Genomic DNA, 14498 nt, shown 5'->3' on the forward strand with positions numbered 1-14498 from the left:
CCCTTTTTACTCAATTTAAACGGTTTAAAAAAAAAAATTCCAATCTGAATTGAAATGAAAGAAAGAAAAAAGATCTCGTTTAAATTAATGCCCGATTTTCAATGTGACCCTCTTTGGTGGGGTAAAGATTCAGCTAAAGTTGGAAATATCGATCCAAATACCCTCCCCATTTCAAGCTTCTTAAAAAAAAAGTTGTATGATTGGGCAAAACAATTTGACTCAACCCTCAATTTAAAAGAACCAAATCGATCTACCGAATTTGAGGATTTGAATATTGTTCAATTTCAAGAAGAAGGGAAAAATATAAAGTATCTTTTGGAATGCGAGATTGGGCATAAATATCAAATTGAATATTGTTTACCTTCCCTTGAAAAAAAAACAGAACATTAGCGAAATAAACTTATGTTATTGAGAAATAACCAATGACTATAAATTAATTTGATAATAATTGGCTATAGATTTTGATTTTTCCTCAATTTTTCCATTTGAAACCGAATTAATATTAGCGGATTTGTCAAAAAGGATGATTTTTTAATTTAATGTAATAATCTCATCTATTTATAAAATTCTTCTTTCAACAAAATTGATTTGAAATGATAAAAGTACGTAGCAAAAAACGAATATAATGCAATCTATAGGTTTTTCTTTTCTATTTCCAATCTTGTTTTGAGATGAAACTAAAATGTTATTATTTTCAATAAAAAATGTATTTCGAAAAAAAATTATGGCCATTTTATCCAGCTTAGGCATTGGATTCGGCTTAATGCTCATGTTTGTCTTAGGAGCTTTCAGCTCAGGAGTTGAAGCTCAACTTGAGGATAATTTTGCAGAAGTAATTGGAGTTGTAGAAATTCAAGAACAAAATCCAATAAATGGTCGAAGTGAACTTCCTAAAAACACAATGGATATCTTATTTGATGCCCCCTTAGGGGAAGATATTCAAAATTATAATGTCAAAGTATCGCTACCCACAGCATTTACACTCCCTTATATTGGAAATATACGTGAAGATATGGACGGAGATGTCCTTCAATTAACTGGAATAAATCAAACTTTGGATCAGTTATGGAAAGGGCCTACTAGTAAAATTACATTAGGCCGAGATTTCATAGCAGGAGAAAAAGAAATCATATTAGACTCACGTTTGATAGATGTTGATAAATTGGATGTTAGATTAGGAGATTTCTTAACGGTTTATCTTGAAATTAGTCCTTTAAAAAATGTAACCGAATTATTTGAAATCGTTGGTTTTTATTCCCAAGATGATTCAGGAGCACCGGATTTTGTTCCCAGAAGTTATTATGGATATATGGACTTGGAAATCGCGTGGAGCATGTTAGGGAAAGCAGGTTTAAATAATGAGACATTCACATCAATAGATCTATTATTCCCTAGTACGAGTAATGAGCAAACAACAGCTTATATAGATCAAATAATTGATTTATCAGATTCAGGGGAATTTGGAGATATTTTCGTTCAAGCTTTCTCATTGGGTCAATTTCAGGAATCACTATCAGAATCATTTGATATTTTTAATTCCTTTTTCTTGATAATTTCCTTGATCACTGCTTTAGCTGGCGGTATGGCGATTATTGTTAGTCAATTATCGAGTGTGAATGAAAGACGCAAAGAATTTGCAATTTTAAAATCTACAGGATGGAAAAATAGGCATATTTTCACAAATATAATCATAGAATCATTGGTGTTAGGTATTCTGGGAGCAGTAATTGGAATAGGATTAGGACTTGGAATAATTCAATTACTTGGTAGTTTAGAGGGTGCTTTTTCTTCTGCAACTGCAAAAATCTCGCAAGGTTTGGTAATTCAGGTTTTAAGCTTTGCATTAGGAATTGGTGTAATTGGTGGAATGTATCCCGGAATTAAAGCGGCACGTTTACGTCCAGTTGAAGTACTAAAGGGAGAATAGAAGGTGAACAAAATGATAAAAACTGAAACTCAAAACAACTTAGATAAAGATAGGCAAAATCGCGCAGTCATTTCTATGCAGGATATCAGAAAACAATATGGAAAAGGTGATCTAATGATTGAAGCCGTGAAGGGAATTAACTTAGATATTGACTATGGTAATATTGTCACGATCATGGGACCTTCTGGTAGTGGAAAAAGTACTTTCTTAAATATTTTAGGTACAATGGATAAACCAACTACGGGGAGAGTATTTATTGAAGGAATAGATGTAGCTCAAATAAAGGAAAGAAACATCTCTCTGTATCGAAAAAAACTCATTGGATTTGTATTTCAAAATAATTATCTCCTTCAAAATTTGAATGTTATTGATAATGTTTTAAGCCCTTTAATTCCCTATGGAATATCTTCAGAAGATAAGAAACGAGCTCTCATGCTAATTGAAAAATTAGGTTTAAAAGGAAGAGAAAAAAGCACTGTAAAAAAATTATCAGGAGGACAAGCTCAACGAGTTGCAATTGCTCGTGCACTAATAAACCAACCTCGAATATTGCTGGCAGATGAGCCAACGGGAAATTTAGATTCAGAAACGGGGAAAGAGATTATAGAAACGCTGATAAGTCTATCCAAATCAGGAACAACTATTATTATTGTGACGCATGATCCTCGCATCGGTCAAATGATTGAAATGCAAGAAAATGGGAGAAATATTTGGTTAGAAGATGGAAAATTGAGTGATAAACCTTCTTATGATGTATTTTGCTATGATACTGAAAAATAATATTCATTATAAGAATTTTTTTTTTTCATTACGGGAAAATTTATAATCCTAAACTCCATTAATTTCTTAAAATGCAAAATCATGCTTATTCTTCAAATCAATTTAATTCAAATATATTTTTTGAATTTGGTAATTCAATGAAAAATTACGTCAAAGCATCCGTTATCGTAGCAATCATTGGCATTATTGGTTCATTTATTATCCCATTTTTAGGAATTATTCCAATGTTGTATGGATCAGGTTCTTCAGGTCCGTATCAAACGATGGGAGGGATGATGCTAATTTCGAGTCTTTTTGGACTTGCTTCACTTGGATTATCTATTTTTGTTTTGGTAAGGTATATTCAATATTTATCGGCTCTTAAAAGAATTGGACAGACCTTAAATGATTTCAATCTGCAAAAAGCCTATAAAATGGAAATTGGGACAATAATTGGTTCGATTATTTTTCCAATTATTCTCATTGCAACATTCGTTCCAGTTATTATTTCCATGGTTAATGATCCCTATGAAGCTATGATCACGGGATTTTTAGGTTTGATTCTACTCGCCTTGTTGGGAGGCACAATAATATTCGTGCTATCAATCCTTGGAGTGATTGCTCTTGATCGATGGGGGGAACAATTCCGATATAATAATAATTTAATAGGGATTAATATTGCAGAAGGAATAAATTATATGAAGTGGGGAAGAATAATTGCACCATTCACAGGCGGTATTGGGTCAATATTTTATCTTGTCGGAATGTGGAAAGCAGGAACGAATTTAATGATTTATAAAGCAGGAGAAAATCAACCTGGAACATTCCAACCCAGTATGCCATCCTATCAGAGATCCTCCGAAACAAATTTCGACAGTTTTTCAGAGCAAACATATCGCCCAGATTCTACATTAGGAGGAAACACCATAATTCCGTCCGGTTTTTGTTCGAAATGTGGACAAAAAATTCTCAATCTAAATTCTACTTTTTGTGAGAATTGTGGAAATAAACTCAAGTAAAGTTTTAGCCATAAAACACTCTTTTTTCTCTTTAAATTACCTATGAAAAAGATTTTTTAGGGTGTACCCCTATATTTTCCTTGCTATGGAAAATCCCTATGCACCTTCAAATAGACACATTTCTGAACTTTATTTCAACCTAGGACAAGCGATGAAGCAATATGTAATCGCCATATTAGCTAGCTGTGGAATAGGAATAATTGGGCTTTTTTTAACAATATCTATGGGTCCTTACGTAACTTCAGAAGTTTATGCCCTATCAGGAAGTGCGGGGATGCAAATAGTCACATTGGCAGCAATACCGGGAATTTTCAGCTTTTTGTGGATTGGTTTATTTACTTATATTGCAGTACGGTATTTTCAGTATCTTTCAAAATTAAAGGCCTTGGGAAATCAACTAGGCGATGTAAATTTACAAAAAACATATAAAATGGAAATCGGAGCCATAACATCAGGGATATTCTTGGTGATATTTGTTATTATCATTCTTATGCCAATCTCTCGATCACTATTATATAATCCAGCGAGATTCAATGTCTCAGGACTAATTGGTCTAATATTTTTGATTTTTTTTGGTGGAATTGCGGTTTATATATTCCAGATAATGAGCGTAGTGCATTTTGATAGATGGAGTTATTATCTTCAAATTTCTGATCCTAATATTACAACCTATTCAATTAAAGAAGGAATGGGATTCATGAAATTTGGTAGAATACTTAATCCCTTTGTAAGCGGAATTGGAGAAATCTTTTATATGGTGGGAATGTGGAAATCCGGACAAAATTTGATTAAATATTCAGGCATGAATAATACCAGAGTAGAGAATCCATCTATTTATGGCCAATTTTCCGAACCACATACACGAACCTATCGACCACTTCAAATGCATCCAACACCAAGTCGACCACAGCATTTCTTTTGTTCAAATTGTGGAAACAAAATTACCCCTCCAGAATCCAAGTTTTGCCAAAATTGTGGGAATAAATTATTCTGATATTAACAAATGCTTCTTTTTAATTGTTTTTCGATTTAGTGTTAAATTGTCATTTGTGTTGACTAAACTTATCCACTTTTCAATTTTATATTGGAAAACAGAGAAAACAACTAGAAATCCGAGTAAGATAATAGTTTAAGATAAAAATAGGATGTCAACAAAGAATGAACTAATTCTAGAGAATATAAATTATCAACTATTCTTTGTTCAATATATCATCTTTTTTTTGGTTTGGCTGCAGAAAACCAATCAATTGAATTTAAACACTTAGATAATACAGCAAAACAGTTTTCACTCAAATTTATGCCTGAATTCGTTAAATTTTTTCAAAACTTGGAGAAAAATTTCATCCTTGAAAGATAGAGATTTCTTAAATTGAATAATCGGGTTCAAAAATTCTTGAAAGGAATTTGATTCCTTAGGGTTTAATAGAAAAATGACAGTATACTCGTTAATATTGAAAATTAAATAAATATTTTTTGAAGAAATGAGAATTATTCCGAAAAGTGGTTCTTTGTAGATATTTTCCATTATTGTATGAGATGTATTGTATAATGTGAGTGCATTGGCAATGGAATCTTCAGAACTTAGATTATTTGCCGAATCTTTCTTAACTCTCACATTACCAGAATTATCCACAAGAACAAATGGATTTTCAATCTCAAAAAGTAATTTTCCAGGAGATTTAAGTATTTTTTGAACTTTTTTAGGTTTCAATTTTTGATTAAGCGCAATATTTGAATCATTTTCGAGAGTTTCATAAACGATAGTAATATCCTCATAATTTTTATATTCGAGCACGCGGAAATCAGAAGAAATAAGTGTCACCATATCAAGTTTCTCGGTCAACCTTTCTTCCACAATTCGATTTACGGCTTTTATTAGTACCATCGTTTGAAATCCCAGAATTTTTTTATCAAAGTATTCTTTTGCTTTACTATAAAGAACTTCACCATCAATATTGCTCAAATACAAGACACTGCGAATGTTATCCTCCTCATCATAGTTTTTTAAAATATTAATATAGTCAAAATAACCGTGAGATTTCAAAATACTATCTACATTCTTATGAAATGGATTAAAAGTACCAACATCGCCATTAAAATTGGTCACTTTCTCCAAAAATAAATCTAAAAACGTATCTCTGATTTGAATCAGGATTTTTCGGATTATTTTTTCAAATTCTTTATCCTTTGTTAAAATAACAAAAATTAAATCCTTATATCGATCAAAGATGTAAGTGGTTAAATTTAAAGTAATTTCTTCAATAACTTCCCCGCTTTGCCCTTTGGCAAACATATTTAAGGCTGTGAGAAAACCAGAGATCAAATTTGCATCCGAATCATCATCATCACTTGTCCATGTGAAGTAACTAATTCCCGCATCATTCATAACCAAAATTCGATCAATCATTTCTCAATTTAAGTTGATTTACCAAGATAAAAAGTTTGTTGCTTTCAATTAATATGATTTGTTTGAGTTTCCATTATCAATTTTAGCTTTTATAATATTAATCATAGTTTGCAATTTCAAATCAAGATCCAAGTGAAAAGATTTTTTACATGAATAAGTGAATATTATTGAAAGAAATACGGATTTGAAAAACATGGGTTTATGGGTAGAATTATTAATTGTTCAAACAATTATTGGGTATTGCTTTGTTATGGCAAACGATTTGATAGGACTTTATAATATTAGAGATTTAAACAATATGAAGGGTGATATCACATTGGTAAAGGCACACAAGAGAATAGGCTGGATTGAAACAACCTTTTTCTATTGTATAACGATCCAATGTCTAATAATGGTTTTTATGGCTTTAGGAGGATCAGGCACACCTCCTTTTTTATCTATTGGAAATACAAGTGGTATTCATTTTATGATAGGTGGTATAGTAGGAACGATACTTTTTTCGTTTAAATTTATTATCGCACATTTTAAAAAGAATATCATCTATAAATATGGTCAGTTCATCGGACCAATAGGGTTTGTGGGATGGAGTTTAGCACATTGGACAAGCATGGTAAATTATTTCTTTTTTTATTCTGGAGAAACCATTTTTTTACCAAAGACTGCTTTTTCCTTCATAATTGCAGCCTTGATCTCATTTTCGATTGGAACAGCAATATTTTTAGGTGTTCTTGCTAGAAGAGGAGGAAGCACTACAAACAGTCGGTGGTCCGTCCATCAAATTGCATTCATTCTACATGGAATTACTTTTGGTTATGAAGGTGCGGCTAAAGATTTGTTAGGAACCCCAGCTTTATATAAATACGTCATACCGAAGACATATGGCTTTTTAGAGAAGATGTTGAAGGATGTTTTAGGTTTTGACCTGAAAGAATTAGAAGAGATGAATTTGAATAAAGCTTTAGAAGCTTTTACAAAAAAATCCGCCGAAATTGGTATGGCAGAAAAATTGAAGATTAAATGGGAATCCGATCATGTTTTTACCATCGAATCAGTAAATTGTTCCACCGCAAAGGTTCGAAGTGTTATGAAACCCGAGGAATTAACCAATGCAATCTGTCCATGGGCAATAATGGCTGCTGCGATAGTCAATAAAAGCACAGGAAAAGATCTTGAAATCGCTGCATCAGAATTTAATGAAATCGGATCTTTAACTAAAGTTACTCTAAAAGAATAGGAATCCAGTACAGTTTTTTTTTTGAAATCAATTCTTATCATACAAGAGATGCCATTTGAAGATTTGATTAAATTAAGAGAATATTGAAATCATTTGCTACCAAGGTTAAATGTTCCAAATGAGTAATAGATCTTTGAGAATATCTTATTAAGGGGAATATAAATGAATGCAAAAATCTCGTCATCGTCGAATCCAGCAAAAATTTATAGAAGATCGAACCCATATTGACCATCTATTGAAATATGGGTGGACTTTGCTCGATAATACAAGTCAAATGACCCAACACTTTATGGAATTATTACGAGAATCAATTCTCCAACAACATCCAGAGTGGAATGAAGATCAAATAATTCGTGAAATGAGAAAACGCACTTTGAATCAAAAAAAACATTCTAAAAGTGGAAACATTTAGGTTTGTACCTCAGAAATGGCAGAAATGAGGGATATTTTCCAAAAATTAATCGCAACTTTTGATAAAAGTGATTTTTCATATGTAATTGTTGGGGGATTTGCTGCAAAAAAAGTCTCTGAGAAAGGTCTTGCCGATACTTTGACTCGTTTATTGAACGTAGCGAATAATATTTGAAATTAAAATATTTAATTCTCTTTAATAGGTTAAATCTTTTATATTTAAATTCTAAATTTAGATATTACGAGAGATTTTATTATTAAAAAAATATGTTGAATAACTTTGGAATTTGATAAGAAGAAATTTTGAACATTGTAAAGTTAAATTTTTTTAATCGATTTTCTTTGCTTTAGAGAAATTTCTATTGACATCGTACCTAATTTTTAACATAATTAGGAATTTAGTCAGATTTGGATAGAAAATGATACAGAATTAAAAGTCAAAATGACGGAAAGGCTATTTTCCAACAATCACTTTCTAAAAAAGATATTTTCATATGACGCAACTAAAGTTAACATTTAAATACTCATATTACCTTATTTAGTTCAGAGGCCAATAACCCGCAACTAAAATTAACATCTATCACATTTTAGTCATTGATATTCAAGTGATGATTCTATGGTTAATTTCAGTTAGGACAATTGCTCTAAAAAAAAAAAGTGAAAAAAAAAAAATGGAACACTCAAACTCTGAAGAAGAAGATCTTCAAGGAATTGATAAAGCTTACGTTAATCGTGCGATGATTGGAAGTTTAATTGCTACTGTGTTAGTAAGTATTGGAATCTATTTGTTAGGATGGTTTATAGTCTGGGTAAGCTCAGATGAACCAAATCCAGTGGATCAATCTAAAATGTGGCCGATCATATATCTCTCAATGGCAATATTTTTTGTAGTTGTGAATTGTTTGGTATATCTTGTTTCAAATTTATATGTGAACCACTTTTCCTATTCGATATCAGATAAGTTCATTAAAATTCGTTATGGAGTATTCACACGAACAAAAACAACCATCCCATTTTCTCGAATTCAAAATGTAGCAGTTTTTCAAAATATTCGGGATCGCATCTTAAATATCTATACTGTCAAAATAGAAACAGCAGGAGCAAGTATTGCGGGATCTGGAGCACAAGGGGGTACAGTCCATCCTGAAGGATATATTCCAGCAGTTCGAAATCCTGAACACCTAGAATCACTTATTAACAAATTGGTTCACCAATATACTCAAGATATTTCGGGAAATGTAAAAGAAAATGTGTTTACAGATAATAATGTGGCATTTGATGAATTTATTGCATATTTCTTATCTAAAATGCGAGAAAAAAATCAAATTCGAACAAATGTTGAACAGCTAAGAACGCAAAGTGGAATGACCCAAGAAAAATTAGCAGAAATGGCAGGAGTGGCGGAAACAACTATCAAATATTTGGAAGATGGAGAATATGTGCCTTCACTGACTTTAGCTCTACGAATTGCACAAATATTCAAAGTATCAATAGAACAGATATTTCAACTCAACTAATTTCTTTTTTCCTCCAATGTAATTCTGACTTAACACATTTGATAAAATAGTTCACAAGAAAGAAAATTGGATAACTAGCGATACCGAGAAGAATAGCGGAAGGTCAAGAATGAAAAATCAAGTAAAAGAATTACGCATGGAAAAGAACATCACACAACAGGAATTAGCAACAGCAGTCAATGTTTCAAGACAGACCATATCATATATAGAAAACGGCGAAAAAAGTCCCAATATCATTGTAGCTTTGAAAATTGCTGAATATTTCAGAATGCAAGTTGATGAAATATTTGAATTAGAATCATCTGATAGATAGGAAAGAATCTACAAATTGACCTTATGGACCCATAAGTACCCATCATTAAACATAGGAATTTATTTATTTTTTTATTAGTGCTAATAAATTTATTGAAAAGGTATAAGCCGAACCAATTATAAGGGTTTGGTTTATCGCCTACTCACTCAGGTTTTAACAATGAAACAGAAATATCAATATCTTACAATAGTATTCATCACAATGTTCTTATTCGGAATAACGTTCAATCACAGTTCTGAGGATAAAACAATATCTTCTGAACATTCAGATTATATCCCGAATTCTGCCGCGGCTCACCCACCCCGAGATATCAATAACATTTCCCAAATTGAAGAATTTTTAGATGAATTCATCCCAAACCAATTGGAAGAATCAAATATTGCGGGTGTCACCATTTCAATGGTTCATAATGATAGTATTTCCTTAGTAAAAGGTTATGGGTATAGCGATATCAGCAAGGGTAAAAATGTTCAAGCAAATTCAACAATATTTAGAGTTGGATCGATCTCTAAATTATTCATTTGGACAGCAATTATGCAACTTTATGAGGAAGGAAAAGTGGATCTAAATACGGATATAAATAATTATCTCACTGCTTTTCAAATTCCGGATACTTTTGATGAACCCATAACATTAACACACTTAATGACGCATACAGCGGGATTTGAAGAAACACTCGCAAGAATTATTGATCCCGCGGATGTTTTTCCAGTTAGAGAACAATTCCTTCGTGAAAATTTACCTCCTCGATATTTTGAACCGGGAACAGTTCCATCATACTCAAATTTGGGATCTGAGCTAGCAGCATTGATTGTTGAAGAAGTAGCCCAAACACCTTTTGAGGAATATGTTAAAAAAAATATTTTTCAAAAATTGAATATGTCGCGTAGCACCTTTCTTCAGCCACTTCCAGTTAATGTATCTTCCTCAATGTCAAATGGATACTATTTTGAAAATGAACAGTTACAAGAAGGATTCTTTGAATATTTGAGCGTAGCGGCGGCTGGAGGGATGAGTTCGACCGCTGAAGATATGGCTCACTTTCTAATTGCTCAATTAAATAATGGAACCTATGGATCAAGTCAAATTTTAGCCCCAGAAACACTATCCTTAATGCATACACCTCAATTTCAACCACATCCCGAATTTCCTACAATTCGATATGGTTTCTATGATCTTGATTTATTAGGACAAACATCGTTTGGGCATGGTGGAGATACGTATTTTTTCCACAGCCAATTATCAATTTTTCCAGAATATAACTTTGGAATGTTTATTTCATACAATTCTCAGAACTCTACTGGACAAACTATAGCATTTCAAGCCAATTTTATGAAAGAGTTCATGGAAACTACCACAACATATTCTACAAATTTGACCCCTGTTGATAATTACCAAAAAAGAGTAACACGATTTACAGGATACTATGAAACAACTCGAGTGCCTTATTCAACCCCAGATAAACTTTACTACAATTATTATGCTGATAGTGCCTTCAAACTCACATCTAATGATGAAGGTCAGTTGGAAGGTTTTGGATTAACATTTTTAGAAGTTGAGGAAAATGTATTTCAAGATACACGAGGACTTGGAGTAAAACTTCTCTTTGTTGAAGATGCTACTGGAAATATCCGCTATATGTATACAAATGATGCAGTAGTTTCTGCTTCGATGAAATTTCAATGGTTTGAATATTCTTCCTTCCAAATGTTCTTAGTAATAATTATTCCAGTTATCTTTGGTCTCAGTATAATATTTTGGATTGGAGAGGGTATTTGGAAACATGTTAAGAAAAAGAAACACCCAGTTATTGAACCCCAACAAACGACTAGAACCAACGATATATCCATTTCAAATGTATTCAAAGAAAAACCAAAATCAAAATGGGTGATAAATTGGCCCCGTATTATTGTGTTAGCTCAGGTGTTATTGAGTGTTGTGTTTGTTGTCTTGGTAAGAATATTTCATGTGCTCCGTCTTTCATATATACTCCCCTATGATGATTTTTTTGATAGGATTCTGATTATCCCGTATTTCATTTTTCTCTTTATTGCGGCAACGGGGATTAATGCGATTTTGGAATGGTTTGGAAAGAATTTTCAACGACCTTCAGATCAACCCTTGAAAGCTTGGGAGAAAGTGCATTTCAGTTTAGTGGCAGCTACCGGTTTATTATGGTTGTGGGTGCTCAGCTATTGGAACCTTTTAGGATTTAACTCAGGCGGAGTAATGTAAAACTCATCAATTTTAATCACATTTTTTTCTCAATCTCTTTTCTTTTTTATTCCACCTTTTTTGTGATGGAACTATCCCCCCCACTCAACTTAGGATTAACGACCAGGTAAAAAAAAATGAATCTTATGAACGATATTATGTTAAAAGCCGAGAATATTTCCAAATCATTTGAAAATGTTCATGCTGTTAATGATCTCTCTTTTGAAATTAAGAAGGGAGAAATCTACGGATTATTGGGCCCCAATGGGGCTGGAAAAACTACGACAATTAAAATGATTTTAGGTCTTTTAGAACCAGATCAAGGTGAGATTTCAGTGTTAGGTCTTCATCCGGAACGTGATGAAATTGAACTGAAAAATCGAATCGGTTATGTCTCAGAAGAGCCATTGATCTACAAATCCTTAACTCCCAAAGAATTATTTAACTTCATTGCTTCAATACGAAAATTAGATGGTGAGAAGGTAACAAAAAAGTTGGCAGAATACTTAGAAGGATTAAATGCTGTTGAATATTATGAACGGTTGATTTCAACCTTATCGAGGGGAAACAAACAAAAAATCCAAATTATTGCAGCAATATTGCATGATCCACAATTACTAATATTAGATGAACCTTTAGCAGGGTTGGACGCCAAATCGGTCAAGGTGGTGAAAGAAATTTTGGAATTGCACACTCAACGGGGGGGTTCAGTCCTATTTTCAACCCACATTATGGAGGTTGCTGAAGATCTCTGCGATGTTATTGGAATAGTCAATCAAGGAAAATTAGTTGCTGTTGGAACTGTTGATGAATTACGCGAACGCGCCAACACACTTGGTGAAGATATGGACTTGGAAGATATATTCTTGAAACTTACTGATCAAGATGAATCAGTCAATCTGATTATAGAAAAGTTACGAGCATCAATCAATTAAGGAGACAAACACAATGAATCGTCAAGAATTAATGACAATATCTAAATATTCCTATAAAGAAGCGTTCTTACAAGGCCAAATGGAACAAGCAGGAAGCAATTTATATTCGATTATGGAAAAAATGGAAAAAAATACAAAATATCTCCGCAATCAGAATATTGCAATGAAAGTAGTAATGACAATCTACGTCTCTCTATTGATTTTTTCTCCGATTTCCGCATTTCTCAATGCGCGCGCATCCTTTGGTTTAGCATCCTACCAATGGCGATTATTTTCAAGTGGCTTAGTAATGAACCTATTCTTTTTAATGCAATTTTTTTATATTCTGATGTTTGGCTTGTTTTTTGCATCTGGGATGTTGTCTGGTGAGGCATTTCGTTTCTTAAGTACACTCCCGATTCCAAAAAAGGATCTCCGAAAAATTAGTTATATGACTTTTCTTCGTGGAATCGACGCACCTGCAATTGCACTATGTTTAGTCTTTCCATTTGCTGCGGCAATAATTACTCAAGATATATTTATTACTTTAATATGTTTGATTGTATCGATCTTGAATACTATTTTCACTTTCAGTATTTTGATAATTATTGGAACCAAAATGCAAAAAATCCTTGCACCGAGTAATACACGTTCCCGAAAAGCCGATGTGATTCGAATATTATGGTTAATTGGATATTTCATTGCAACAATAACATCAGCGGTCGGATTTCAGATCATATACGAAAATATAGAACCATTTTACTATACTGAGGGATTAACTCTAATAACCACGACCATTTGGAATCAGATTCTACCTTGGATATCCTTTCCACTTAGCGGAGGATATTTAATCATGGAATTATTTATTGGCCCAACTCACTTCTCTTTGCTAACTCTTGTTGCATCGATTGTTGGAGTGATTATTTTTGGAATATTAGATTATATTTTGACTCGTAAAGCCCTCAATATTTTAGATACAATCGTGTATGGGAAAGATGGTGCTTTTGAAGAAGAATCTTATATAACCACTGTGGAGGATATTCAAATTACGATTGTATCACCGAAACAAGCTTATATTCGACGCGATATGAAATTAGTTCCTCGAGATATTCAGGTAATTATCATGAATATAATGCCCATATTATTTCCATTATTTGGGGTGATAATTGGAGCAGGTGTCGTGCGACCAGGAGATCCAGATGCAATCTTTGCAATTTTGGGTTTATCGCTTTTCTATTCAATCTTTGGTTCCATGATGGCTGCCATTGGGATGATGATGGTAGAATCCACGGGAACTACAATTATTCAATCTCTTCCAATTGTGGAGAGAGATCAAGCAAAAGCAAAGCTGCAATGGATTTGTGTAGTATTGCTAGCATCTTTTGTCATCCCAGCAATTTCTATGATAGTGAGTCCGAATATGCGAGATTTGCTTAAATATATGGTCATTTTATGGCCATTGAGTTTCCTATTTGGCATAGCAAATATAGAGTACTCGGCAGTAATCTTTGGAAAACTGAAATACAAGTATGTACTTACTGAAAAACCCAATATTCGCTACAAAACCTTGAAAACCGCAACAATTTTTATACTCAATGCGATTTTTGCTATCGGATTAATTCTCGCTTCGATTGTAACAATTATGCATTTTGTCTACTGGCAATTTGCGTTAATATTCATTGGAGGAGAAATAATTCTTCTATTTCTCTTGCTTCTTGGCTTCAATAAGCTATTTCCAAAGAAGAATTTTTGAGTTTTCTCGTATTTTTTTATCATTTCTATT

Annotated in this window: 14 protein-coding genes; 13 read left to right on the plus strand and 1 reads right to left on the minus strand. The window is 32.8% G+C overall.

Annotated elements, in window-relative coordinates:
• The first annotated feature begins 54 nt into the window (after positions 1–54).
• The 5 genes from NEF87_RS02780 to NEF87_RS02800 all read left to right on the plus strand — a co-directional run bounded on the left by NEF87_RS02780 (position 55) and on the right by NEF87_RS02800 (position 4699).
• Positions 55–390 carry a hypothetical protein gene (locus tag NEF87_RS02780; RefSeq protein WP_457918540.1) on the plus strand — a complete coding sequence of 112 codons (336 nt, stop codon included), beginning with the start codon at positions 55–57 and terminating at the stop codon, positions 388–390.
• Between the two features lie 292 nt (positions 391–682).
• Complete coding sequence (locus tag NEF87_RS02785; protein WP_457918541.1) at positions 683–1927, plus strand: ABC transporter permease; 1245 nt, start codon at positions 683–685, stop codon at positions 1925–1927.
• A gap of 12 nt (positions 1928–1939) precedes the next feature.
• Positions 1940–2707: an ABC transporter ATP-binding protein gene (locus NEF87_RS02790; RefSeq protein ID WP_457918542.1), complete on the plus strand. Its 768-nt coding sequence runs from the start codon at positions 1940–1942 to the stop codon at positions 2705–2707.
• 71 nt (positions 2708–2778) lie between these two features.
• Positions 2779–3705: a zinc ribbon domain-containing protein gene (locus tag NEF87_RS02795; protein ID WP_457918543.1), complete on the plus strand. Its 927-nt coding sequence runs from the start codon at positions 2779–2781 to the stop codon at positions 3703–3705.
• Positions 3706–3790: 85 nt separating this feature from the next.
• On the plus strand, positions 3791–4699 hold the full coding sequence (locus NEF87_RS02800) for a zinc ribbon domain-containing protein (RefSeq protein ID WP_457918544.1): 909 nt from the start codon (positions 3791–3793) through the stop codon (positions 4697–4699).
• A gap of 291 nt (positions 4700–4990) precedes the next feature.
• Here the strand turns inward: NEF87_RS02800 and NEF87_RS02805 are convergent, their stop codons facing one another.
• Positions 4991–6112 carry a hypothetical protein gene (locus NEF87_RS02805; RefSeq protein ID WP_457918545.1) on the minus strand — a complete coding sequence of 374 codons (1122 nt, stop codon included), beginning with the start codon at positions 6110–6112 and terminating at the stop codon, positions 4991–4993.
• A 193-nt stretch (positions 6113–6305) separates the two neighbouring features.
• Between NEF87_RS02805 and NEF87_RS02810 the strand changes: the two genes are divergently transcribed.
• From NEF87_RS02810 to NEF87_RS02845, 8 genes are all read left to right on the plus strand, one after another.
• Positions 6306–7346, plus strand: a complete 1041-nt coding sequence (locus NEF87_RS02810; protein WP_457918546.1) for a hypothetical protein — start codon at positions 6306–6308, stop codon at positions 7344–7346.
• A gap of 166 nt (positions 7347–7512) precedes the next feature.
• Entirely contained in the window at positions 7513–7758 is a 246-nt protein-coding gene (locus NEF87_RS02815; RefSeq protein ID WP_457918547.1) for a hypothetical protein, read from the plus strand.
• Positions 7759–7773: 15 nt separating this feature from the next.
• Positions 7774–7932, plus strand: coding sequence for a hypothetical protein (locus NEF87_RS02820; RefSeq protein ID WP_457918548.1), 159 nt, complete (start codon positions 7774–7776; stop codon positions 7930–7932).
• A gap of 496 nt (positions 7933–8428) precedes the next feature.
• Positions 8429–9274, plus strand: coding sequence for a PH domain-containing protein (locus NEF87_RS02825; RefSeq protein WP_457918549.1), 846 nt, complete (start codon positions 8429–8431; stop codon positions 9272–9274).
• A 109-nt stretch (positions 9275–9383) separates the two neighbouring features.
• A complete protein-coding gene (locus NEF87_RS02830; RefSeq protein ID WP_457918550.1) occupies positions 9384–9587 on the plus strand; it encodes a helix-turn-helix transcriptional regulator in 204 nt (67 codons plus the stop codon).
• A gap of 159 nt (positions 9588–9746) precedes the next feature.
• Positions 9747–11822, plus strand: a complete 2076-nt coding sequence (locus NEF87_RS02835; protein ID WP_457918551.1) for a serine hydrolase domain-containing protein — start codon at positions 9747–9749, stop codon at positions 11820–11822.
• A 116-nt stretch (positions 11823–11938) separates the two neighbouring features.
• Entirely contained in the window at positions 11939–12736 is a 798-nt protein-coding gene (locus tag NEF87_RS02840; protein ID WP_457918552.1) for an ABC transporter ATP-binding protein, read from the plus strand.
• A 13-nt stretch (positions 12737–12749) separates the two neighbouring features.
• On the plus strand, positions 12750–14468 hold the full coding sequence (locus tag NEF87_RS02845; protein ID WP_457918553.1) for a hypothetical protein: 1719 nt from the start codon (positions 12750–12752) through the stop codon (positions 14466–14468).
• The last annotated feature ends 30 nt before the right edge of the window (positions 14469–14498 follow it).

Origin of the sequence: Candidatus Lokiarchaeum ossiferum, from assembly GCA_025839675.1 — an archaeon.
Classification (GTDB): Archaea; Asgardarchaeota; Lokiarchaeia; order Sigyniarchaeales; family Promethearchaeaceae; genus Lokiarchaeum; species Lokiarchaeum ossiferum.

Excerpts from the sequence above, each read along its gene's own strand:
- NEF87_RS02780 (WP_457918540.1), top strand. The coding sequence starts at position 55 with ATGAAAGAAAGAAAAAAGATCTCGTTTAAATTAATGCCCGATTTTCAA.
- NEF87_RS02785 (WP_457918541.1), top strand. The coding sequence starts at position 683 with ATGTTATTATTTTCAATAAAAAATGTATTTCGAAAAAAAATTATGGCC.
- NEF87_RS02790 (WP_457918542.1), top strand. The coding sequence starts at position 1,940 with ATGATAAAAACTGAAACTCAAAACAACTTAGATAAAGATAGGCAAAAT.
- NEF87_RS02795 (WP_457918543.1), top strand. The coding sequence starts at position 2,779 with ATGCAAAATCATGCTTATTCTTCAAATCAATTTAATTCAAATATATTT.
- NEF87_RS02800 (WP_457918544.1), top strand. The coding sequence starts at position 3,791 with ATGGAAAATCCCTATGCACCTTCAAATAGACACATTTCTGAACTTTAT.
- NEF87_RS02805 (WP_457918545.1), bottom strand. The coding sequence starts at position 6,112 with ATGATTGATCGAATTTTGGTTATGAATGATGCGGGAATTAGTTACTTC.
- NEF87_RS02810 (WP_457918546.1), top strand. The coding sequence starts at position 6,306 with ATGGGTTTATGGGTAGAATTATTAATTGTTCAAACAATTATTGGGTAT.
- NEF87_RS02815 (WP_457918547.1), top strand. The coding sequence starts at position 7,513 with ATGCAAAAATCTCGTCATCGTCGAATCCAGCAAAAATTTATAGAAGAT.
- NEF87_RS02820 (WP_457918548.1), top strand. The coding sequence starts at position 7,774 with ATGGCAGAAATGAGGGATATTTTCCAAAAATTAATCGCAACTTTTGAT.
- NEF87_RS02825 (WP_457918549.1), top strand. The coding sequence starts at position 8,429 with ATGGAACACTCAAACTCTGAAGAAGAAGATCTTCAAGGAATTGATAAA.
- NEF87_RS02830 (WP_457918550.1), top strand. The coding sequence starts at position 9,384 with ATGAAAAATCAAGTAAAAGAATTACGCATGGAAAAGAACATCACACAA.
- NEF87_RS02835 (WP_457918551.1), top strand. The coding sequence starts at position 9,747 with ATGAAACAGAAATATCAATATCTTACAATAGTATTCATCACAATGTTC.
- NEF87_RS02840 (WP_457918552.1), top strand. The coding sequence starts at position 11,939 with ATGAATCTTATGAACGATATTATGTTAAAAGCCGAGAATATTTCCAAA.
- NEF87_RS02845 (WP_457918553.1), top strand. The coding sequence starts at position 12,750 with ATGAATCGTCAAGAATTAATGACAATATCTAAATATTCCTATAAAGAA.